The 24,522-nt window shown below is 40.7% G+C and carries 17 protein-coding genes and 2 pseudogenes; 10 read left to right on the plus strand and 9 right to left on the minus strand.

Annotation, left to right across the window (positions count from 1 at the left end):
* Window positions 1-597: 597 nt before the first annotated feature.
* Window positions 598-744: a hypothetical protein gene (locus MNY66_RS09240; RefSeq protein WP_241500720.1), complete on the minus strand. Its 147-nt coding sequence runs from the start codon at window positions 742-744 to the stop codon at window positions 598-600.
* A gap of 208 nt (window positions 745-952) precedes the next feature.
* Window positions 953-2,103: pseudogene (locus MNY66_RS09245) on the minus strand (IS3 family transposase).
* Between the two features lie 65 nt (window positions 2,104-2,168).
* Here MNY66_RS09245 and MNY66_RS09250 point away from each other — a divergent pair.
* Window positions 2,169-2,651, plus strand: a pseudogene (locus MNY66_RS09250) (tyrosine-type recombinase/integrase); the annotation flags it as partial.
* Between the two features lie 119 nt (window positions 2,652-2,770).
* Here MNY66_RS09250 and icd read toward each other — a convergent pair.
* Window positions 2,771-4,024: an NADP-dependent isocitrate dehydrogenase gene (gene icd / locus MNY66_RS09255; protein WP_241500721.1), complete on the minus strand. Its 1,254-nt coding sequence runs from the start codon at window positions 4,022-4,024 to the stop codon at window positions 2,771-2,773.
* 1,457 nt (window positions 4,025-5,481) lie between these two features.
* Between icd and rluE the strand changes: the two genes are divergently transcribed.
* The 8 genes from rluE to MNY66_RS09295 all read left to right on the plus strand — a co-directional run bounded on the left by rluE (window position 5,482) and on the right by MNY66_RS09295 (window position 13,480).
* Window positions 5,482-6,165 carry a 23S rRNA pseudouridine(2457) synthase RluE gene (rluE, locus tag MNY66_RS09260; RefSeq protein WP_047256921.1) on the plus strand — a complete coding sequence of 228 codons (684 nt, stop codon included), beginning with the start codon at window positions 5,482-5,484 and terminating at the stop codon, window positions 6,163-6,165.
* Entirely contained in the window at window positions 6,158-6,613 is a 456-nt protein-coding gene (locus MNY66_RS09265) for an NUDIX domain-containing protein (RefSeq protein WP_047256922.1), read from the plus strand. Before rluE ends, MNY66_RS09265 begins: the two co-directional genes overlap by 8 nt.
* A gap of 111 nt (window positions 6,614-6,724) precedes the next feature.
* Entirely contained in the window at window positions 6,725-7,828 is a 1,104-nt protein-coding gene (gene mnmA, locus MNY66_RS09270; RefSeq protein ID WP_241501881.1) for a tRNA 2-thiouridine(34) synthase MnmA, read from the plus strand.
* Between the two features lie 2 nt (window positions 7,829-7,830).
* On the plus strand, window positions 7,831-8,460 hold the full coding sequence (hflD, locus tag MNY66_RS09275; protein ID WP_047256924.1) for a high frequency lysogenization protein HflD: 630 nt from the start codon (window positions 7,831-7,833) through the stop codon (window positions 8,458-8,460).
* Window positions 8,461-8,479: 19 nt separating this feature from the next.
* Window positions 8,480-9,850, plus strand: coding sequence for an adenylosuccinate lyase (purB, locus tag MNY66_RS09280; RefSeq protein ID WP_047256925.1), 1,371 nt, complete (start codon window positions 8,480-8,482; stop codon window positions 9,848-9,850).
* Window positions 9,851-10,128: 278 nt separating this feature from the next.
* The gene (gene phoP / locus MNY66_RS09285) at window positions 10,129-10,803 is read left to right on the plus strand and encodes a two-component system response regulator PhoP (RefSeq protein ID WP_241500722.1); all 675 of its coding nucleotides are present in this window, start codon (window positions 10,129-10,131) and stop codon (window positions 10,801-10,803) included.
* Window position 10,804: 1 nt separating this feature from the next.
* Window positions 10,805-12,265: a two-component system sensor histidine kinase PhoQ gene (phoQ, locus tag MNY66_RS09290; RefSeq protein WP_047256927.1), complete on the plus strand. Its 1,461-nt coding sequence runs from the start codon at window positions 10,805-10,807 to the stop codon at window positions 12,263-12,265.
* A 90-nt stretch (window positions 12,266-12,355) separates the two neighbouring features.
* On the plus strand, window positions 12,356-13,480 hold the full coding sequence (locus MNY66_RS09295) for a ribosomal protein uL16 3-hydroxylase (RefSeq protein WP_047256928.1): 1,125 nt from the start codon (window positions 12,356-12,358) through the stop codon (window positions 13,478-13,480).
* Window positions 13,481-14,131: 651 nt separating this feature from the next.
* Here MNY66_RS09295 and pepT read toward each other — a convergent pair.
* From pepT to lolC, 5 genes are all read right to left on the minus strand, one after another.
* A complete protein-coding gene (gene pepT / locus MNY66_RS09300; RefSeq protein ID WP_047256929.1) occupies window positions 14,132-15,373 on the minus strand; it encodes a peptidase T in 1,242 nt (413 codons plus the stop codon).
* 250 nt (window positions 15,374-15,623) lie between these two features.
* Window positions 15,624-16,490: a Sir2 family NAD+-dependent deacetylase gene (gene cobB / locus MNY66_RS09305; protein WP_047256977.1), complete on the minus strand. Its 867-nt coding sequence runs from the start codon at window positions 16,488-16,490 to the stop codon at window positions 15,624-15,626.
* Window positions 16,491-16,839: 349 nt separating this feature from the next.
* Window positions 16,840-18,087: a lipoprotein-releasing ABC transporter permease subunit LolE gene (lolE, locus tag MNY66_RS09310; protein ID WP_047256930.1), complete on the minus strand. Its 1,248-nt coding sequence runs from the start codon at window positions 18,085-18,087 to the stop codon at window positions 16,840-16,842.
* Window positions 18,087-18,788, minus strand: coding sequence for a lipoprotein-releasing ABC transporter ATP-binding protein LolD (lolD, locus tag MNY66_RS09315; protein WP_047256931.1), 702 nt, complete (start codon window positions 18,786-18,788; stop codon window positions 18,087-18,089). The genes lolE and lolD overlap by 1 nt, the downstream gene beginning before the upstream one ends.
* Window positions 18,781-19,983: a lipoprotein-releasing ABC transporter permease subunit LolC gene (gene lolC, locus MNY66_RS09320; protein WP_047256932.1), complete on the minus strand. Its 1,203-nt coding sequence runs from the start codon at window positions 19,981-19,983 to the stop codon at window positions 18,781-18,783. The genes lolD and lolC overlap by 8 nt, the downstream gene beginning before the upstream one ends.
* 193 nt (window positions 19,984-20,176) lie before the next feature.
* On the opposite strand from lolC, the gene mfd reads away from it, so the two are divergent.
* Window positions 20,177-23,623 (plus strand): transcription-repair coupling factor, encoded by a 3,447-nt coding sequence (mfd, locus tag MNY66_RS09325; RefSeq protein ID WP_047256933.1) that lies wholly within the window; start codon window positions 20,177-20,179, stop codon window positions 23,621-23,623.
* A 78-nt stretch (window positions 23,624-23,701) separates the two neighbouring features.
* On the opposite strand, the gene umoD is transcribed toward mfd, so the two are convergent.
* On the minus strand, window positions 23,702-24,292 hold the full coding sequence (gene umoD, locus MNY66_RS09330; RefSeq protein WP_047256934.1) for a UmoD family flagellar biogenesis regulator: 591 nt from the start codon (window positions 24,290-24,292) through the stop codon (window positions 23,702-23,704).
* Between the last annotated feature and the right edge of the window lie 230 nt (window positions 24,293-24,522).

Below are 24,522 nucleotides of genomic sequence, written 5' to 3' on the forward strand. Positions count from 1 at the left end.
AAAAAATCAGATAAATAACTTATTTCGAGTTTATTTCTCACCCCCTCATACTTTTATGCTTGATTTTAATCATTTATAACTTAATATTTTAAATATATATTCTTAAAAGTACTCAGAATGAATTTTTAAATTATTTTATGTTTTCCAATAAATTCCCCCATAAAATATTTAAATTTAACTTTATTTAAATTAAAGAATTCAGAACTTACCTATAGGAATATAATTTTAATTCCACTAATCACTTCTAAATATAGAGATTTTAAAAAACACATTAATTCAATTAAAATATTCAAAAGTGAACCCGTAAGATAAACACCATAAAAGACCATCCATATAAGAATAGTCATCCCGCCCCCTATAAAAATAGAACTGATATACCATTTTAAAAATCACAAAATCATTTCAATAAAAATATAATTTTTTGTGAGAGATTCAAATTTCGACATTTTTGTAAACACACAAATAATGACAGATATTAATAGAAGTTTTATTCTCTAAAGATAGGATTAATCACCCATGTATTTAACCTGGAGAGTAATTTGTAAGATATAATCATTTACAGAGAGGTTATTGATGAGCAAAGTCGATATAAAGTGCCTATTTCCCCAACACACGACCATCAGTTGATAGATAATGAACATAATACTGATTGGCGTCATTTTGATACTCAGCGCGGCCTTTAATATGACCTTCTTCACCACTGATTGTAACTTGCACCACCTGACCTAATTCATGTTTAAGCATTTAACCTCACGTATCTGTTGATATTTGCAGTTAATTAGCTTATTTATGTGAAATTCGAATTAATTTTGCATTTGTTTAAATTGAGCTCATTATTAGATGAAAATATTTTATGTATCCTTCGCATCAGTCGGTGCAATAGTCCTATCTATCAGCGTATTTCTAACATCCATAATGTTAGAAAGAGACAAGGATGTTCTGCGCAACTAAATCAGGACACTTTTCTTAAGGAATTTTGTTCATACTCAATGGGGGGCAGATCACCGTTGGCAGTATGAAGCCTTTCTAGGTGGTAGTAGCGCATATACGCGATAACATCTTCTTTCATCTGTTTCTGAGTCGGCTGTAGGATTTTCAGTACCCAATCGTGCTTTAAGCTACCAAAAAATCGTTCAACAACGGCGTTATCCCAACAGGCTCCGACATCGCCCATACTGGCTCAAATACCATAACTTGTCAGTAAGTGACGATAGCGCTGACTCGTATATTGTGATCCCCTATCACTATGAAAGACTAAGCCCTTAGCGGGCTGGCGTAAGTTATACGCTTTCATCAAGGCTTTACTGACTAAATCTGTCGTCATTCGTTTATCGATGTGCCAACCCACAATACGGCGAGAATATAAGTCCATCACGATGGCTAAATACATCCAGCCTTCGCCTGTTTTTAAATAGGTCACATTGGCCGCCCAAACTTCGTTAGCCGCATGAGGATTAAAATTTTGATTTAGCAAATTATCAGCTACGGCATCTCTGTGTTTACGTTTGGTTGTGACTTTATAAGCCATACGTGGAATAACGGCTAGACCAAGCTGAGCCATTAGCTTTTGAACGCCATAAGCACTCACGCTAAAGCCCTCTTTGCATAACCGTTTACGTAACGTTCTATGACCTAAGCTATTTCGACTCTGTTCAAAGATAGCTTTGGCTCTGCGGTACAGGCTAAGTTGTTCTGCGGTGATCAATTTTGCTGGGCGTTTAAGCCAAGCATAGTAGGCAGAACGACTTATTTTCATTAACTTGCAGAGCTTCAGCACGGGAAACTGTGAAGATAATTGCTTAATCGTTTTAAACGCTACTTGGTTTCCTTTAGCAGGAGGGCGCTGGCTTTTTTTAGGATCTCTTTCTCCATCCTAAGTTCTTTATTTTCTTTTCGAAGCCTTAATAGCTCAGCTCTCTCATCGGCATTCAAGCTGCTACCGGATTGTTCAGCGCCGAATTTTGCTTTCCAGTTATAAAGTAATTTATCGGTGATCCCTAATGAAGCTGCCGCTTTTGGCACGCTATAACCTTGTTCGGTGACTAATGCGACCGCTTCTTGCTTAAACTCAGTAGTATAAAATCTGTTTGTTCGTTTTTTCATTTAACACCTCAATAATTGGATTATATTCCATTATTAAAGTGTCCTGTTTGATTAAAGCAGATCAGATGCTATTAGCTGTAATTACTGGGCAACGACTTGGTGATATTTCAGCAATGAAATTTAGCGATATTTGGGATGACCACTTGCACGTTACTCAAGAAAAAACTGGCACTAAATTGGCTATTCCACTGGCATTAAGATCTGAAGCATTAAATATATCATTGCGTGATATTGTTTCTCGATGTCGTGACCGTGTTGTAAGCCCATATTTAATTCATTATTTTCATACAACTTCACAAGCAGATCGTGGAGCACAAGTTACCGCTAATACTCTAACTACTAATTTTAAGAAAGCGCGGAATAAAACTGATATTGACTGGGGAGAAGGAACACCTGCCTCATTCCATGAACAGCGTTCTTTATCAGAAAGGTTATATAGAGAGCAAGGCATCGATACCAAAACTTTATTAGGACATAAGAGCCAAGCGATGACCGATAAATATCATGATGACCGAGGGAAAAATTGGCAGATTTTAGCCATAAAATAACGAATATTTTGTAGCCCGTTTTGCAGAAGAGTTTTGCAGGAGTTTTGCAGAAGAATTTTTCTAGACAAAATAAAACGGGAGTTTTTAGGCTCCCGTTATTAATCTCACATGCTAATTAATTACATGTGTTTGATGATTGCGTCGCCGAATTCGCTACATTTCAGTAATTTAGCGCCTTCTAATTGACGTTCGAAGTCATAAGTAACTGTCTTAGCTTCGATAGCACCTTCCATTCCCTTAACGATTAGGTCAGCGGCTTCTGTCCATCCCATGTGGCGCAACATCATTTCTGCGGACAGAATGATTGAGCCTGGGTTAACTTTATCCTGACCTGCATATTTAGGTGCGGTACCATGCGTTGCTTCGAATAAAGCGCATTCTGAACCAATATTAGCACCAGGTGCGATACCGATACCACCGACTTGTGCCGCCAGAGCATCAGAAATATAGTCACCGTTCAGATTCATACAGGCGATAACATCGTATTCCGCAGGGCGCAGTAGAATTTGTTGTAAGAATGCATCTGCGATGACATCTTTAACAATAATTTCTTTACCCGTAGTTGGATTTTTGATTTTCATCCAAGGGCCACCATCAATAAGTTCTCCACCGAACTCTTCTTGAGCCAGTTGATAACCCCAGTCTTTGAAAGCACCTTCGGTGAATTTCATGATATTACCTTTGTGAACCAGCGTAACTGAATCACGGTCGTTATCAATCGCATATTGAATTGCAGCACGAACTAAGCGTTTAGTTCCTTCTTCTGAGCACGGTTTAATACCGATACCACAGTTTTCAGGGAAACGGATTTTGGTTACACCCATTTCGTCTTTTAAGAATTTAATGACTTTATCTGCTTCAGCAGAGCCCGCTTTCCATTCGATACCTGCATAGATATCTTCCGAGTTTTCACGGAAAATAACCATGTCAGTCAGTTCAGGTTTTTTTACTGGGCTTGGTGTTCCAGTGTAATAGCGAACAGGACGTAAACAAATGTAGAGATCAAGTTGCTGACGCAGGGCAACGTTTAAAGAACGGATACCACCGCCAACAGGCGTTGTGAGAGGACCTTTAATAGAAACACGATATTCACGGATTAAATCGAGAGTTTCTTCAGGTAACCATACATCTTTACCATATACTTGAGTAGATTTTTCGCCGGTATAAACTTCCATCCAGGAAATTTTACGCTCACCTTTGTAGGCTTTTTCAACAGATGCATCAACCACTTTCAGCATTGCAGGGGTTACATCGATACCGATACCGTCCCCTTCAATATAAGGAATGATGGGGTTGTTTGGAACGATGAGTTTACCTTTAGCATCGATGGTGATTTTAGCGCCTTGTGCCGGAACTACTACTTTGCTTTCCATTAACCTCTCCTTTCAAGTCAGCATTTTTCTTGTTAATTTTTTGTAAGATACCTGTCGATATTACTTGAATCTTTCCCGAACGCCAATGGTTAGTACAGTATCTCATGGCATACGGCTAATTTATGCCGTCGAGTCTCGGGCGAGTTCTGGATAAGTGTCAGTATAATTACCCTTAAATCAATATATTACAAAACTCCTAACAATTAAAATTCTCACTTGTATTATTGATAAATAAACATTTATACCAATACAGCCAGATAAATCACGATAATTTAGCGCACTTAACTACAAGAAATAATTATTTTAATGAGATTTTTATCTTATCTAACAATGCAATTTAAAAATTTTATTGCGCTCACAGAATCAAAGATTAACAAACGATTAAATCATTTAATATTCACCTTTCATCTTTAAATTAGATGATAACGGTTACATTTGTCAATCATTGACATTTTTTGTCTAAGATTCAAAGCGAGTACAATAATGAGTTATTAATTATTCTGATGGTTTTTATGATTAAAATGGTGCTTATAATGTTATTTGAATAATTATTTTTCATCAATAATTTTTATGCAATCTCTATTAAAACAAACGGATAGTGATGAAATTTTTAAATAAGGTCTTTTATTACACAAGTTTATAAGTTATAAATCAATAAAAATTAATTGAAACAATAGGATAAATAAACATCAACAGTAAAATATGCCCACAACGCTGAAAATCTAATGGCTTTATTAAATGATTAAAACCAAAAATATCAAATCGGAAATTTCATTAAACTAACCACACGCTTAATTATCACTTTATCATTAAATACTAACTATCATATCAATCCAAAATAATAGCTGAGAATAACACATAATATTTATAATATTTCATTGTTAATGATTATTATATTTTTATCTTGATTAACTGTACTAACATAGAATTAAAGATAGCGGCTGTAAAGACAGTGGCTGTTTAATCTAAGTCCAAAATATACTGTTCAAGCATAAAACTTTCCCCCAAAAAACAACAAAATATATAATCGGATTAAGCTCCTAATAACAATTAGTTTTGTTCTTTTAATCGGGTATCAATGACCTTTAATGAGCACTATATTTGACTATTAATGTAAAATTTTTGTAATAAAAAGAAGATGTTTAACCCTATCTCACGTGACAATATACGGTAATACACCGTGTTTAATACATTTAACTCGCTACTGTTTTTTATTGAAATTTTCTGCCTGTACCTTAGCCTAAAACTAAAATACAATTGTTAGCTTCTAAGCAGCATTTCTGGGAAACTCGCAGCATTCGTGCCAAATACCTACGAATCATACGTACGAATATCGTTTCTATATGTAATTTGTGTATAGTCCATATCCGTATAGTGCATATAATAATCCCAGGCAAATCAATGATTGATAAAGCAGTAATAACACACTCCCTATAAATTCTAATTAATGAGCGGACATGACCACACCTAAACGCATTACAAAAAATAATAAACACCCCCGTAAATTTAGCAGCAAATCAACTCATAAATCCGCGTCTAAACAAAGTTCATCTAATCAACACCCCGCCCGTGAGCAAAAACCCAAACTTGAAGGTCCGCGTAAACTGATCATTTTTAATAAACCATTTGATGTATTACCTCAATTTACCGATGATCAAGGACGCACAACCTTAAAAAACTATATTTCTTATTCTGGTGTCTACGCCGCAGGTCGTTTAGATAGAGACAGTGAAGGTTTATTAATTTTAACTAATGATGGCAAACTTCAAGCACAATTAACTCAGCCCAAAAGTAAAGTCGCAAAAATCTATTTTGCCCAAGTCGAAGGGATACCTGATGAAGCCGCATTAGCTAAATTTCGCCAAGGATTAATTTTAAATGATGGGCCAACACGCCCTGCAGGTATTGAAATTGTCGAACAACCTGAATGGTTATGGCAGCGCAATCCGCCTATCCGCGAGCGTAAGCTTATTCCGACCAGTTGGTTAAAAATTACCTTGTATGAAGGACGTAATCGTCAAGTTAGACGTATGACCGCTCATATTGGTTTCCCGACATTACGTTTAATTCGTTATCAAGTTGGCGAATATACGCTTGAGAATATTGCTATCGGTAAATGGAAGGAGATCCAAAGTGTTTAAACCCCATGTGACTGTCGCTACCGTTGTTCATGCTAAAGCACAATTTCTAGTGGTTGAAGAGTGGATTAATGGTAAACCTACGTGGAACCAACCCGCGGGTCATTTAGAGGCTGATGAAAGCGTTATTGCTGCCGCTGAAAGAGAGCTATTTGAAGAAACGGGGATCCGTGCCCGGCCTCAGCAATTACTGCGGATCCATCAGTGGATAGCTCCGGATAACACACCGTTTATTCGCTTTCTCTTCGCACTTGAGCTAGATGATATTTGCCCAACGACACCTCAAGATAGTGATATCAGTTGCTGTCATTGGGTATCCGCCGAGCGTATTCTAACCAGTGACTGCTTGCGTTCACCGTTGGTGGCAGAAAGTATCCATTGTTTTTTACAAAATAATCCTCTGCCATTAGAGGTTATTTCTGTTTTTGGCGATAACTTTGCACAAATATAGAACCAAAAATACAAATATGCACCTTTGGTATAGTCTAACAAGGGTGCGTCATGGTAAAGTATTGGGCTTGTTTTTTCCCCCAGTGAGACTATTTTCATGTCAAGTAACGCCATGTTAGATAACAGCCAAATTAAAGTCATCGTCGGAATGTCCGGGGGTGTGGATTCATCGGTTTCTGCCTATTTACTCAAGCAACAAGGGTATCAGGTCGCTGGTCTATTCATGAAGAACTGGGAAGAAGATGACGACCAAGAGTACTGCTCTGCAGCAACTGACCTTGCTGATGCGCAAGCAGTATGCGACAAACTCGGTATCGAGCTTTTTACCATTAACTTTGCTGCCGAATACTGGGACAATGTATTTGAACTTTTTTTAGCTGAATACAAAGCTGGCCGTACACCTAATCCTGATATTCTGTGCAATAAAGAAATAAAATTTAAAGCGTTTTTAGAATTTGCCGCAGAAGATTTAGGCGCAGATTATATCGCAACTGGGCATTATGTCCGCCGCCGAGATGTTAATGGCAAAAGCCAATTATTGCGCGGTTTAGATGGTAATAAAGACCAAAGTTACTTTTTATACACATTAAGCCATGAGCAAGTCGATCGTAGCTTATTCCCTATCGGTGAATTAGAAAAACCTGAGGTTCGCCGTATTGCAGAAGAAATTGGTTTAGTCACCGCGAAAAAGAAAGACTCTACTGGGATTTGCTTTATCGGTGAACGCAAATTTCGTGATTTCTTAGGGCGCTATTTACCTGCCCAACCGGGTCCTATTGTCACCGTTGACGGTGAAACTATCGGTCAACATAGTGGCCTGATGTATCATACATTAGGGCAACGCAAAGGATTGGGAATTGGCGGTACCAAAGATGGCTCTGAAGATCCATGGTATGTGGTAGATAAAGACGTCGCGAACAATATTCTGATTGTTGCCCAAGGTCATGAGCACCCAAGATTAATGTCGACTGGGTTGATTGCTCAGCAATTACACTGGGTAGATAGAAATAACTTAACCGAGTCTTTACGCTGCACGGTGAAAACGCGTTATCGTCAAGCCGATATTCCCTGTACAGTCACTCCATTAGGCGATGATAAAATTGAAGTCACCTTTGACTTCCCTGTTGCTGCCGTAACGCCTGGTCAATCTGCGGTATTCTATATTGATGAAGTTTGTCTGGGCGGCGGTATTATTGAAGCGCGTATTCAGGAGTAATCGTGGCAAAGAACTTTTATGATATAACACTGGCGATGGCAGGTATCTGCCAAGCCGGGCGTATTGTGCAGCAATTGGCTCATGAGGGTCAATGCCGCACTAACGATCTAGAAGTCATGATCAATAGCATCACTAATATGAATCCATCTTCTACGTTAGATGTATTTGGCAATGATCCGGCTAATCTAAAAACCGGATTAGAGGCGCTGCTAGGGATGTTTAATGGGACCAATAGTGGGTTATCCGCGGAGATGACTCGCTACATGCTGAGCCTAATGGTGTTAGAACGTCGATTAAATAAAGATCAGAACGCGTTTGCAACCTTGGGCCAGAAAATTGAACAGTTTGAGCGTCAACGTAACTATTTTGAACCGATGTCCGAAGGGGTATTTAATGGCTTAGCCGGTATTTACGTGGATGTTGTTAGTCCGCTCGGCCCCCGAATTCAAGTCACTGGCTCGCCGGATATTTTAAAGAACTCGTTAGTTCAAGCTAAGGTCCGCGCGGTGCTGTTAGCCGGTATCCGCAGTGCCGTTCTCTGGCAGCAAGTCGGCGGTAGTCGTCTACAATTGATGTTTTCCCGAAGCCGTCTGACTCATCAGGCGAAAGAAATTTTGTCCCACTGTGAATAAAGAACTGGAGTTGCTCCCCATGGAATTATCCTCTCTGACCGCTGTTTCACCGGTTGATGGTCGTTACGGCGACAAAGTTAGCGTGCTACGCGGTATTTTTAGCGAGTTTGGTTTACTGAAATTTCGCGTTCAAGTTGAAGTCCGCTGGCTACAAAAATTAGCAGCAACCCCTGAAATTAATGAAGTTCCCTCATTTGATGCGGACGCAAACGCTTACTTAGATGCAATTGTCGCGAACTTCAGTGAACAAGATGCACAGCGTATCAAAGATATTGAGCGCACAACCAACCATGATGTTAAAGCGGTTGAGTACTTCCTAAAAGAAAAAGTGGCAGATATTCCAGCGCTGCATGCAGTATCTGAATTCATTCACTTTGCTTGTACCTCAGAAGATATCAATAACCTGTCTCATGCGCTGATGTTAAATACTGCACGTGAAGAGGTTCTGTTACCCCAATGGCGTCAGCTGATTGATAAAATCACGGCCATGGCACATCAATACCGTGATCTACCGTTGTTATCCCGAACTCATGGGCAACCAGCGACACCATCGACGGTGGGCAAAGAATTTGCCAATGTTGCTTACCGTATGGAGCGTCAATACCGCCAACTGGGTCAAGTTGAAATTCTCGGTAAAATCAATGGTGCCGTCGGTAACTATAATGCACACATTGTCGCCTACCCAGAAGTTAACTGGCACCAGTTCAGCGAATCTTTTGTTACTTCTTTGGGTATCACTTGGAACCCGTTCACCACTCAAATTGAACCGCACGACTACATTGCTGAGTTATTTGATTGTGTCGCACGATTCAATACCATCTTGCTCGATTTTGACCGTGATATCTGGGGCTATGTGGCACTGAATCACTTTAAGCAAAAAACTATCGCCGGTGAAATCGGTTCTTCAACCATGCCACACAAAGTTAATCCTATTGATTTTGAGAACTCAGAAGGTAACTTAGGGTTATCAAATGCTGTATTAGGCCACTTAGCATCTAAATTGCCTGTTTCACGCTGGCAGCGCGACCTGACTGACTCCACCGTTCTACGTAACTTGGGCGTGGGTATTGGCTATGCGTTGATTGCTTATCAATCCACTATGAAAGGATTGAACAAACTAGAAGTGAATGAAGCACATCTGCGTGAAGAGTTAGATCATAACTGGGAAGTACTTGCAGAGCCAATTCAAACTGTTATGCGTCGCTATGGCATTGAAAAACCTTATGAAAAACTCAAAGAGTTGACCCGTGGTAAACGCGTAACGGCCGAAGGTATGCAAACCTTTATTGATGGTCTTGAGCTACCTGAAGCAGAAAAAGATCGCTTAAAAGCACTGACGCCGGCTAACTACATCGGTTACGCGGTCACTTTTATTGATCAATTAAAATAAGTATTTAATCGCCGTAGCTATTAAAATAGCTGCGGCCATAAACCATGCAGGTAATCATACAAATTCCCATCAATTACCTGCATTTTATTTTTCATTTGCCCTATCTACTCATATTATCTGCCAATAATTGGCTATCCAGTATTTTATCTACTTATCGTTAATCATTTATTAAGTATTTCTACAGTAAAATTGCCCTTCCTAAACGTAACTATTCAATCTACTATTGATAGCTAATATTTTTAATTAGTCACATTCCTTGCCAAATAACGAGGGTTTAGATGCGTATTTTAATCGTCGAAGATAATTCACTACTTCGCCATCATTTAACCGTACAACTGAAAGAATTTGGTCATCAAGTTGATGCCGCAGAGGATGCAAAAGAAGCCGATTATTTTTTGCTCGAAAGTCAGCCAGATATCGCCATTGTTGATCTTGGGCTACCCGGCGAAGATGGACTATCTATGCTACGCCGTTGGCGTGCCAATCAGGTGAAATTACCCGTATTAGTGCTCACAGCTCGAGAAAGCTGGCAAGAAAAAGTGGCTGCTTTAAACAGTGGTGCAGATGACTATGTCACCAAGCCATTTCAATTAGAAGAGATAGTAGCACGAATGCAAGCACTGATGAGACGTAATAGCGGATTAGCTTCTCAAGTACTAGAGATTGGCTCATTTGTCATTGATTTATCAAGAAAAGAATTCTCTGTTGCAGGGCAAAGCATCAAATTAACTGCCTTTGAATACACCATTATAGAAACGCTTATGCGTAATAATCGCAAAGTGGTAAGCAAAGATTCATTGATGCGACAACTCTATCCAGATGCTGAATTACGAGAAAGCCATACTATCGATGTATTAATGGGCCGATTACGTAAAAAAATTCAGCAATGTTACCCTGATGAAGTGATTATTACAGTCAGAGGGCAAGGCTATCGCTTCGATGTGAATATCTAACATGGGCATCAAGAAATTCAGCTTAAAACCACTCTCATTACGTGCACGATTTCTGCTAGCCACCGCCGCCGTAATCTTATCGCTCACGCTATCTTATGGCGTGGTCGCGATATTAGGCTATTTAGTCAGCTTTGATAAAACTAACTACACTTTGCTGCGGAGCCAAAGTAATCTATTTTACAGCTTGGCACAATGGAGCAATAACCGGTTAGATATCCGTGTCCCTCCTAATTTCACCTTAAATACTCCCTCTTTAGTGATCATTTATAATAATAACGATCAGATTATTTGGCGTCAGCGTCAGTTGCCTGCTGTTGAAAATATGATCTCAAAAAAATGGCTCGCTAATGAGGGATTACATGAGCTAGAGACCGATTTATCTATCACTCGCGAATTATTAAAAGATTCGCCGAATTATCGCCAACAGCTTGATCAACTAGACGAAGATGATGAGCCTTTAATCCACTCGCTCTCCGTAAATCAATATGCTAAAACAGATCATTTACCCGCCTTAAAAATTGTGGTTATTGACCCTCTCCCCCAAGATTTACAAAAAACAGACTTAGTTTGGGAATGGTTTGGGTATGTGTTATTAGCTAATCTTATTTTAGTGATCCCTTTGCTTTGGCTTGCTGCTTATTGGAGTTTACGGCCAATTAAATTATTGATTACTCAAATAAGTAGCTTAGAAAAAGGTGAAAGAGAAACTCTGGATGAAAATCCCCCGGCAGAGCTACGAGGATTAGTGCGCAATTTAAATGCTCTGTTGAGTAATGAACGCAAACGTAACAGTAAATATCGTACTACTTTGTCTGATTTAACCCACAGTTTGAAAACCCCTCTAGCTGTTTTGCAGTCTACACTCCGTTCACTACGCTCGGGTAAACAGATGACTATCGAGCAAGCAGAACCGATCATGATTGAGCAAATTAGCCGTATATCGCAGCAAATCGGCTATTATCTGCATCGCGCAACCATGCGCAGTAGCGATGACAATATGATGCTACGTGAGTTAACCTCAGTATCGGTTTTACTCGATAGTTTAATCAGCGCGCTACATAAAGTGTATCAGCGTAAAGGTGTAGTAATTACTTTAGATATCTCCCCAGAAATCACTTGGTTAGGCCAGCCCAATGATTTTATGGAGGTGATGGGCAATATTTTAGAGAATGCCTGCAAATATTGTTTAGAATTTGTCGAGGTCACCGCCAGTGTCAATAATGACAGTTTGGCGATTATTGTTGACGATGATGGTCCCGGCGTACCAGAGAGCAAGCGTGATGTTATTTTTATGCGAGGTCAGCGTATTGATACCATGCGCCCCGGTCAAGGCCTAGGGCTTTCCATCGCCTCGGAAATTATTGACCAATATGATGGTGAAATACAAATTAATGATAGCCCATTGGGCGGCGCACAGTTAGTGGTTATTTTTCGTCAACAATCGGTGATTGATGATAATTAACCGCAGATCACGAAAGAACTTTATGTTCCTGTTTATCGCCAATATTCGGGTATACTATAGCTGTAGATACCATTAACTCAGGACAGAAAGATGGATTATAAACTCAATCTTGACTGGCAATCGTTCCTCGACAGCCATTGGCAAAAACGCCCCCTATTAATTAAAAATGGGTTCTCTAATTTTATTGATCCGCTCTCACCTGATGAACTTGCAGGGCTGGCGATGGAAGAAGAAGTAGATAGCCGCCTTGTTAGTAATAAAGCTGGTAACTGGCAAGTTTCACATGGTCCATTTGAAAGTTATGACCATCTTGGCGAAGAAAACTGGTCAATCTTAGTTCAAGCTGTTGATCATTGGCATCATCCTTCTGCGGCACTAATGAAACCGTTCAGAGTTTTATCAGACTGGCGTATGGATGACTTGATGGTCTCCTATTCAGTGCCTGGCGGTGGCGTCGGCCCTCATTTAGATCAATATGATGTGTTTATTATTCAAGGTGCAGGCCGTAGACAATGGCGCGTTGGCGAAAAAGTCCCAATGAAACAACATTGTCCACATCCTGACTTATTGCAAGTCCAGCCATTTGACGCCATCATTGATGAAGAAATGGAACCCGGTGATATCCTGTATATTCCGCCTGGATTCCCACATGAAGGCTATGCAATTGAACCTTCGCTCAACTACTCCGTTGGATTTAGAGCCCCTAATTCACGCGAGTTACTAAGCAGTTTTGCTGATTATTTAATTGCCAATGAGTTAGGTAGCTATCGTTATAGCGACCCAGACCTTTCATTCCGTGATAATCCGGCTGAAATTTTACAAGGCGAGCAAATTAAACTGCGCGAAATGATGGAGTCGCTGATTAGTGAACCTGAAATATTCCGAAAATGGTTAGGGACGTTTATCTCTCAATCACGCCATGAGCTGGATATCGCACCGCCAGAACCGGAATATAAACCAGAAGAAGTGTATGAGCTGCTGAAATCACAGCAAGAAACACTGTATCGCCTCAATGGATTACGTGCCCTACGCGTTGGTGATCATTTCTTTGTGAATGGTGAACAATTAACTACCGAGTGCTGCCACGCCGCAGACAGCTTATGCCGTCACCAAGCGGTTACCGCCGAATTACTGGGTGATGCCATTGATGATGTTAATTTTATTGCCCTGCTCACCGAGCTTGTCAATAATGGCTACTGGTATTTTGATGATTAATTGCTAGCGATGAGTTCAGCTATAAATCTATTAAGCAGATAGCTTATTGAATAATAGATAGCTTGTTGAATAATAGATAGCTTATTGAATAATAGATAGCTTATTGAATAATAGATAATTTAAAATATAACCACCCGTCTATTGGGTGGTTTTCTATTGCTAATATTTATATTTTATATTCCTATGCCTTTCAAATATTATTAAGCAACGTTTGCCGTTTAAATAACCGATAAAATTTGAAAGACTTAACTTGGCTGGAAGACTTATCAATATCTCGTAAATCTCACTTACGCTTAAAAGAATACGATTATAAAATCATTATACATTTCTATTTCAGCATTTCAGCGAAAATACGATACGAAATTTACACGGCTATTTTGTATGCGCTACGCTTTTTGTTTTTAATGCCTCATAAATACCTTCCCTTCGTTATATTACCTCTATTATCTTGACCTTCTATATTGAACTTCCATATAGTAACGGAAAGGTATTTTCTTGGTATTACTCTTGAATTCGAGCAACCCACAACACAAAGCAGATAGCTTTATGTTTAACACGCTGATACGACTTAAGCGAGCCGATGCCATAAAAAACCCAGCCACAAATTTATTCCAGTGGCTGGGTTAATAAAAAGGGAAAATAGATCAAGAGTTATTTAATCAATTTTTTGGCACTCAATGCAGTTAATTCGGCAATCCGCATAATGACACTTACCGCCTGTTCCATGCCTTCTAGAGAAATAAATTCATGTTTACTATGGAAATTATATCCCCCAGTAAATATATTTGGGCAAGGTAAGCCCCGATATGAAAGCTGCGCTCCATCGGTCCCCCCACGGATTGGCTCAATAATTGGCGTAATATTGCAATCCTCCATCGCTTGACGTGCAATATCAACCACATAAGGTGATTTCATCACGGCCTTATGCATATTGTAATAAGAGTCATCGATAGTGAGTTCAATATAGCAACTAGGATGCAGTCCTTTACCTACCTTTTCTGCGATACGGATCATATTACGTTTACGATCTTCAAAGCCAGAAGTATCAAAATCGCGAATAATATAATGCATCTCGGCTTTTTCTACCGTCCCCTTAATGCAATTCAAATGATAAAAACCTTGATAGCCCTCAGTATTTTCAGGAGTTTCCTCTGGAGGTAGCTCACTATGAATACGTGTCGCTAATGATAATGCATTTACCATCACGCCTTTAGCACTGCCCGGATGCGCGTTATTCCCGACAATTTTTATCGTGACATTGGCCGCATTAAAGTTTTCATACTGTAATTCACCGACGCCTCCACCATCTACCGTATAAGCCCATTTTGCATCGAAAGTTTTTAGATCTATATGATGTGCTCCCCGCCCAATCTCTTCATCTGGGGTAAAAGCAATACGAATTTTTCCGTGAGGAATATTTTGATGTTTTAACCGTAACATTGCGGTAATAATTTCAGCGATACCGGCTTTATCGTCTGCGCCAAGCAATGTTTTACCATCAGTGGTTATCAATGTCTTACCAATCATTTGGTGCAAGACGGGGAACATTACTGGCGAAAGGACTTCATCCCCAATACCTAACGCGATATCACCGCCACGATAATCTTCTAAAATTTGTGGTTTGACATTTTTTCCCGACATATCTGGCGAGGTATCTAAATGGGAAATAAAACCAATAATTGGGACTGGCCAATCAGTATTAGCCGGTAATGTTGCCATTACACAGCCATGTTCTGATAATGTAACATCCGCAAAACCTAACTCGGTTAATTCATTGACCAATGCCCGAGCTAACTTAAGCTGACCGTTACTGCTCGGTACTGTTTTTGCGGAAGGTTTTGATTGTGTATCAAATGATACATAATCAAAGAAACGTTCCAATAATCTATCCATTCTCCTTCCCCTTAATATTTTTATCTTCACCTATTATGGGGAAAGTCTATTATCAGATATTGCGTCAAATCAGATTTGTAGCGAAAGGTGACAAAAAATGGCGAAATGAGGTGAATTAGCAGAAATTACAGCTAATGAAGGGATTAATATGCATAATCAGTTCGATATGAACCATTATTCGACAGGAATAATTATCCCCATCGAATTATTTAGTTATCGCGAGAGCTAAAGTAAAGATGATTTCAATCTATTAAAGCAAATCGACTCTGGCTACCTTAACATCATGATCTTGCTTGGCTGATGCTTGCACCGCACGTAATAGAACCTCAACATAATCATCAACTAACTGGCTTGCCAGTCCATAATGTTTCTCATCAAATTGGCTTTCAACTTGACTAGGTTCAAGATTTAACTCTACCGTATGCGCACCATTGAGCTTGGCTTCGTGGACGAATCCTGCCGCAGGATATACATGTCCCGATGTCCCAATCGCAATAAATATATCGGCTTGTTCCAAAGCGTGATAAATCTGATCCATGCCAAGAGGCATTTCGCCGAACCAGACAACATGGGGGCGCAAAGGCTGAGGGAACTGGCAGCAATGGCATTTATCATCCACCGATAAATCGCCTTCCCATGATAGAACTTGATTTGAGCCACAACAACGTACTTTTAATAATTCGCCGTGCATATGAATAATTCGCTGATTACCAGCTTGTTCATGTAAATTATCTATATTTTGAGTGACCAGCAAAAAATTATCGCCCAGCACTTTTTCAAGTTCCGCTAGCGCATAATGGGCTGGATTAGGTTGTATATCAGGTTGTTGGAGTTGACGGCGGCGGTCATTATAGAAATTTTGGACTAAGAGGGGATCACGCGCAAAGCCTTCTGGAGTAGCAACATCCTCAACACGGTGTTCTTCCCATAGGCCATCAGAAGAGCGGAATGTGCGGATACCCGACTCGGCAGAGATACCTGCGCCCGTTAGAACTACAATCTTTGGCAACGTCGTTGGTGTAGATTTGTAATCTTGATAAAACAGACGGCCGCGTGAGCGCTGACGCCGTAAATGCTTGATTTTTCTGAACTTCTTCGTACGATGCCGATAACGCATCATGACATTGCTTCCTTGTGTTTATTCATTCGCGCAACAGCCAACTCACCGAGCTTAACATCGAAGCGCGTTTGTTTAAGATCTACCGAGCAAAAATTCTAAACTAACTAATTATTAAGTTTAAATTATCATAATTAGATTAGAGTTTGAATTAAACCATAACTCCAAATATTGCCGATCATGTTAGTACATTTCATCTTATTTTGCGGCAATTTTTTATTTCACCGGTCAATAACCCGTAATTTTTGGTACCATCACATCCAATTATTACCGGTTTTTATCGACTATCAGCCTAAAATAAGCTTTACCGTTATCGACGAATTTTACAGCATTTAAATGTTATTCGCTGCTATTGCCCACTTAAAATACGTGCCGGATCTAATTTTGTTGCTCGCCTTGCTGGATACCAGCTAGCTAATAAACTGAGGAGCACTGTGGTGCATAAAACATAGACCACATCCATAGCATTTAATTCTGACGGCATAAAATCAATAAAATATACATCTCCGGATAGAATAGGATGGCCAATCATAAATTCTAATCCATTGATTATCGTGGTCAGATTCAATGAGATAATACATCCAAGCAATGCACCAATTAGCGAACCTACCAGCCCACTCAGCAAGCCATACCACAAAAAGATCGCGCGAATTTGTCTATCTTTAGCCCCTAGCGTGCGCAGTACTGCGATATCGGTACTTTTGTCTTTTACCGCCATCACCAGCGTAGAAACAATATTAAAACAGGCCACGCCGATAACTAAAATCATAGCTAAGTACATAATACTGCGTACCATTTGGATATCGTTATACATATAGCCATAATCGCCTATCCAGCTTTTAATCACTACATGGTGCATAGTACGCATGCCGGCATCGTAGACTATTTGTTCGGCATTAAATACATCGGTTGCTTTGATTTCAAATCCACTAATCCCCTCACCATAATCAAGATATTTTTGCGCATCTTGCAATGGAATTAGCGCCAATTGATGATCAAGCAAACCGCTCAGTTTAAAAACACCTTCAACTTGTACCCGAATACGTTTCGGTTGTTGGATCTTCAGGCTGGCGTCAGTATTAGGGATCATGATGGTCACCCAATCCCCAACGTGAACATTCAGTGCATTCGCGACGCCACTACCTAAAATAATCTGTTGCTTTCCGGGCTGAAAACGCTGCCAAGCATTATCTAATACAAAATTAGGTAATGAACTAACTTGAGCCTCATTCTCTAGCGAAACCCCCATAATTTGAATAGCTTTCAAATTTACGCCACGTTCTAGGAGACCGGTAAAACCAATATACGGGCTAACACCTGCCACCCCAGGCGTTTCTTCGATGGCTTTATAAGCGTAATCCCAATTTTGATACGGTGGATTGGCAGCATAAATTTGCCCATGAGGCACCACTGCCAGTACTCGATTTTTCAATTCTCGTTCAAAGCCATTCATGGCGCTTAAACCGATAATCAATACTGCCACACCAAGTACAATCCCTAATGTGGAGATAATTGATACGAGCGATACCATTCCCGCTCGCCGACGCCCACGGCTAAAGCGGATCGCGGTTAGTAAAGAAAGCGGCAATCGAGCCATTATTGCGCTCCTGATGGGGTTTCTTGCTGTAAAAATCCGTCGCGCATTTCTAATTGATGATCTAAACGCGCAGCTAATTTTAAATCGTGCGTAACCACTAAAAATGCGGTACCTTGACGACGATTTAATTCGCCTAATAATTCAAAAATGGCATCTGCGTTACGTAAATCTAAATTTCCCGTTGGCTCATCGGCTAAAACTAGAGCAGGATCATTAACTAATGCCCGAGCTATCGCCACACGTTGGCGCTCTCCCCCTGATAATTCTGAAGGTCGATGATTAGCTCTATGACCTAATCCGACTGACACTAATAACTCCAGCGCTTTAGTATTGGCCTCAGTTTTGGGAGTACCGCCAATTAATAAAGGCATAGCAACGTTTTCTAATGCACTAAAATCAGGCAGTAAATGATGGAATTGATAAATAAAGCCCAATTGTTTATTACGTAATTCAGAGCGTGCATCTGAAGATAATAGATTGATTTTTTTCTCTCTGAAAATAACTTCGCCCGAGGTAGGTGTATCTAAACCGCCCAATAAATGTAGCAGTGTACTTTTCCCCGACCCCGAACTACCGACAATGGCCAACATTTCGCCGGGATTGATTGAAAAACTCACATCTTTCAATACCTCTGTAGACAGCGCCCCTTCTTGATAACGCTTACAAAGATTCTGGCAAACAAGAAGTGGGGTTTTATTCATAACGCAAAGCCTCAGCAGGTTGAACCGCTGCCGCGCGCCATGATGGATATAAGGTCGCCAGCAACGAAATAATAATAGCAGAGCACGCAATCACTAAAACGCGTGTCACATCAATAACAATAGGCAAATGAATTCCCGATGGTAATAAACCGAACAGCGGCATTAATAAATTTAATTGGCTGGAAATTAGTACGCCAATCACCGTACCGATTAAAGTACCAATAATTCCAGCTCCAGCTCCTTGGATCATGAATATCCATAAAATTTTACGCCGCTTTAATCCTAGGGTTTTCAAAATAGCCACTTCTGACTGTTTTTCCATGACCAGCAGTGATAACGAAGTAATAATATTGAAGGCCGCCACGGCAATAATCAGGCTTAATAACAGCCCCATCATATTCTTTTCCATTTTAACTGCTTGAAAAAACTCACCTTTACGTTCACGCCAATCAGTCCAAACTAAACCTTCGGGTAACGTTTGTTGGCTTAATCGGTCAACCGCTAAAGGCTCATCGAGGAACAAGCGCCAGCCGGTGATATGCTCGGCAGGGTAACGCATTAATCGTGCGGCATCCTGTTGATTAACCACTAATTCGCTCGTATCTGCTTCACCTTGGGTAGCAAATACGCCTGCTACCGTGAACAAACGCTGGCTAGGCATACGTCCCATCGGAGTCAATTGGCTGACCCCCGGTACAATAATGCGGATTTGATCACCGCGTTTGACCCCTAATGTTTGGGCCAATTGCTGCCCCAAAATGGCATTATATGCCCCGGGCTGTAGATAATCACGCTCACCATTGCGTAAATTTTCTAATAACGGTGAACGTTCATCGGGCTGAATGCCAATCATCACACCAACACCCACATTATTTCGGCTTTGTAATACTACCTCTCCTTGCACTATTGGGGTAATGTCATTGATACCCGCCAAATTTTTCAAGCTGCTAGATGGATATTGATGGGGATCGATATTTCCTGTGTCTGACGTTATAACCGCCTGCGGCATATACGCTAGAATACTCTCCTGTAATGAACGTTCGAACCCACTCATAACCGAGGTTACCGTAATCAGCGCTGCAACCCCTAAAGTAATACCAATAGCGGATAAACTTGAGACAAATCGTCCAAATTTATCCACTGCCCGACCACGCATATAACGTAGCCCTATAAATAAAGAGACAGATTGGATCATGAAATCTGTAACGCCCCTGTTGCTAAAGCGAAGTGTTCAGGGATAATAAAGGGTAGTATTGATGAATGGAACCACTCACCCCCGGATTTGTGGTTTTTTTTGTTCTATCTCGACCTGTCTTGCTATTTTTCAGAGTAATGTACCGGGATTTTCAGGTCGAGGGGCATCACGCAATGAGAAGCTAACAACTTTTATGTCTGCAAAATACCGTTATGAACTCCCACAGCGCAGCGGAGATGTACGCCAACTAGGGTGCCTGATAGGTGCGGCTGGTGCTATCGAATGTGGAGAGATAATCGAACGTCATCAGGGACCTGTCGTTCTCGTTACCAGTGACATGCAAAATACCCTCCGTTTGCGTGATGAAATACGACAATTCACCGGTTTACCCATCAACACGCTATCTGATTGGGAAACGCTACCTTATGACAGTTTTTCACCGCATCAAGAAATTATTTCTAATCGACTTGCCACTTTATACCGGCTACCCACGTTGCAAAAAGGTGTACTTATTCTTCCGATTAACACCTTAATGCAAAAAGTGTGTCCAGCCGACTATCTAGCAGGGCATGCTTTATTAATGTCGAAAGGCGATAAACTTTCGCGTGACAAATTGCGTACTGAGCTTGAACAAGCCGGCTATCGTCATGTCGAGCAAGTGCTTGAACATGGGGAATATGCTACACGCGGTGCACTTCTCGATTTATTTCCAATGGGCAGTGAAGTTCCTTATCGTATTGATTTTTTTGATGATGAGATTGATAGTCTACGAACGTTTGATGTTGATACCCAGCGCACGCTAACGGAAGTTGAGCAGATTAATTTACTGCCCGCACATGAGTTCCCGACCGATCAGGAAGCTATCGAATTATTCCGCAGCCAATGGCGTGAGCGCTTCGATGTTCGTCGTGATGCTGAGCATATTTATCAGCAAGTGAGTAAAAAAACACTGCCCGCAGGGATTGAATATTGGCAACCCTTATTTTTTAGTCAACCGTTGCCTTCGTTGTTTGACTACTTCCCTGAAAATACATTATTTATTTCGCAGGATTTTCAAGCCGCTGCCGAACGATTTCAAGCTGATACCCTGCAACGCTTCGACAGTCGAAAAGTCGATCCGATGCGCCCTTTGTTAGCACCGAGCGAATTATGGCTAACCTTAGAGCAGGTCAATCAACAGATTAAAAAGTGGCCACGGGTGCAATTATCCCAAGATAAATTAACCACTAAAGCCGCACATACTAATTTACAATATCAATTATTGAGCGATATCAGCGTCAATGGACAAAGTAAATCGCCATTAGATAAGTTGCGCCAATTTATCGAAACCTTTAAAGGAGCGATTGTTTTCTCGGTAGAAAGTGAAGGCCGACGTGAATCTGTAGTTGAGTTACTGGCTCGGATAAAAATTCGCCCTGAGTCGATTGATTCGCTTAATCAACGGCAAAATTCACGTTTTACTATCATGATCGGACCTGCTGAGCACGGTTTTATTGATAATCAGCATAACTTCGCTCTTATCTGCGAAAGTGATTTATTGGGCGAACGCGTTACTCGTCGTCGTTCTGAGACCAAACGCAGTATCAATACCGATACGCTAATTCGTAACTTAGCCGAATTACGTCCCGGCCAGCCGGTGGTACATATCGAACACGGTGTGGGTCGTTATCAAGGATTAACCACGCTAGAAGCCGGTGGCGTAAAAGCCGAATATCTGATTTTAACCTACGCCGGTAACGATAAACTGTATGTCCCCGTTTCGTCGCTGCATTTGATCAGTCGGTATTCGGGAGGAGCCGATGAAAATGCACCACTGCACAAACTGGGCAGTGATAGCTGGAGCCGAGCTCGCCAAAAAGCCGCAGAACGAGTTCGTGATGTTGCCGCTGAGCTATTGGATGTCTATGCTCAACGTGCTGCGAAGCCCGGCTTTGCGTTTAAACAAGACCGTGAACAATATCAAATTTTCTGCCAAGGATTCCCTTATCAAACCACTCCGGATCAGGAACAAGCTATCAATGCAGTAATGAGCGATATGTGCCAACCTATTGCTATGGATAGATTAGTTTGTGGTGATGTCGGTTTTGGTAAAACCGAAGTCGCGATGCGCGCTGCCTTTCTGGCGGTCAATAATCACAAACAAGTAGCAGTATTGGTGCCAACAACATTATTAGCCCAACAACATTATGATAATTTCCGTGATCGTTTCGCTAATTGGCCAATCCAAATAGAAATGATCTCACGCTTCAGAACGGCCAAAGAACAACAACAAGTTATTCAAGACACTATCGACGGTAAAGTGGATATACTTATCGGTACACATAAGTTATTGCAAAATGATATTATATGGAAAGATTTAGGGCTGCTAATTGTCGATGAAGAACACCGTTTTGGGGTCCGTCATAAAGAACGGATCAAAGCTATGCGCGCCGATGTGGATATTCTGACGCTTACCGCAACACCGATCCCTCGTACCCTAAACATGGCCATGAGCGGTATGCGTGATTTATCAATTATCGCTACCCCGCCCGCAAGACGCTTAGCGGTAAAAACCTTTGTACGGCAATATGATGAGCTGGTGATCCGTGAGGCTATTCTGCGTGAAGTGATGCGTGGCGGCCAAGTTTATTATCTGTATAACGATGTCGAAAATATCGAAAAAGCCAAAAATCGGCTGGAAGAACTGATCCCCGAGGCGCGTTTTGTCGTTGGTCATGGTCAAATGCGCGAGCGTGAGTTAGAACGGGTTATGACCGATTTCCATCATCAGCGTTTCAATGTCTTAATTTGTACGACAATTATCGAGACGGGTATCGATATACCGAGTGCTAATACCATCATTATTGAGCGTGCCGATCATTTTGGTTTGGCACAATTGCATCAATTGCGCGGTCGCGTTGGGCGTTCTCATCACCAAGCCTACGCCTATTTATTAACTCCGCATCCAAAAGCGATGACCACCGACGCACAAAAACGCTTGGAGGCTATTTCATCTTTAGAAGATCTCGGGGCTGGATTTGCATTGGCGACTCATGATTTAGAAATCCGTGGCGCCGGTGAGCTGCTCGGGGATGACCAGAGCGGACAAATGACCACCATCGGTTTTACGCTGTATATGGAGTTGTTAGAAAGTGCGGTTGAAGCTCTAAAAGATGGGCGAGAGCCTTCACTGGAAGATTTAACCCAGCAGCAAACAGAGATTGAGCTGCGTATGCCGGTACTTCTACCTGAGGATTATATCCATGATGTCAATATCAGGCTCTCCTTCTATAAACGAATAGCCAGTGCGCAAGATCAACCCGAACTTAATGAGCTACGTATTGAACTGATTGACCGTTTTGGTTTATTGCCCGATGCCGGTAAGTATTTATTGGCCTCTGCGGCATTACGCCTCCAAGCTAATATTTTAGGGATCAAACGGATTGAAGCTCATGAAAAAGGTGGCTTTATTGAATTCAGTCAACGCAATAAAGTTGATCCAAGTTTCTTAATCGGTTTATTACAAAGCGCTCCGCAAACCTACCGTTTAGATGGGCCAAGTAAACTGAAATTTATTCTCGATTTAAGCGATAGAATGGCCAGGATTGAATTTTTGAAAAACTTATTGACCGAGTTTAGCGAACATCAATTAAATGGTTAATAGTTCGTAGTTGGTAAAATATCAGCCGAGTATGGCATCTCTTGCCTACTCGGCTCAATTTATACATTCTGGGGATTATTAATGATATGTCTTAGCGGGTAATATTTTCAGCGATTGTACCGGCTCTAGTGAGTTTGCTACTAATAAACCACTTAAACAATAGAATGGCTGTGTAACCTCTTTGTTACGTATCGCATTTTCACACAGTTTCTTCAGTGGTAGATCCAATATCAACTGTCCTTTTTCATCCAGTGGAATAAAGGTTCCTGGATCATAAGGGCTTCTCACCTTACCTAAGGTATCGCCAATTCGATAAATGACATCATAGCCAATTATCACCGAAATATTTTGCTGGGTAATGATGCAGTGGCTAAATTGGCGTTTCGGATAATCTGTCATACGCACCCCTTGGATCTTCTCTATCATATAGAAGATTTCACACTCTTTTTCTGCTGGATGATAACGTGCTAAATGATCACGATTAAATGGACCAATAAATCCAGCAATATCACAGTGCTCATTCTCAATAACTTGGGTCACGATGATAGGATCGACCGATAAAACTGTCGCCAGGTGCGGTTTTGACCCTGATTTTAACCCGATAATTAATCCCAGCAGCAGTAAGGCTACTGTGGCTAAAAGAATAAAAGAGAGTTTATATTTTGCCATTAACAGGCCTCATGCTCCACAATTCAATCACCATTGTCAGTCTCGGTACATTTGCTAATAGTATAGCGTTTATATTGAATTTTTATTCAAAATAACGCCAATAAAAATCATATTTAGCAGAGTTACATTCTTTTTTTGACATATTTTAACTATTTTTATCTATAGATAAAACATTATGACTATTTAACAATGTTATTATAATCAAATTTATACCATCAGAAATGGGAATC

Origin of the sequence: Moellerella wisconsensis (assembly GCF_022592395.1) — a bacterium.
GTDB lineage: Bacteria > Pseudomonadota > Gammaproteobacteria > Enterobacterales > Enterobacteriaceae > Moellerella > Moellerella wisconsensis.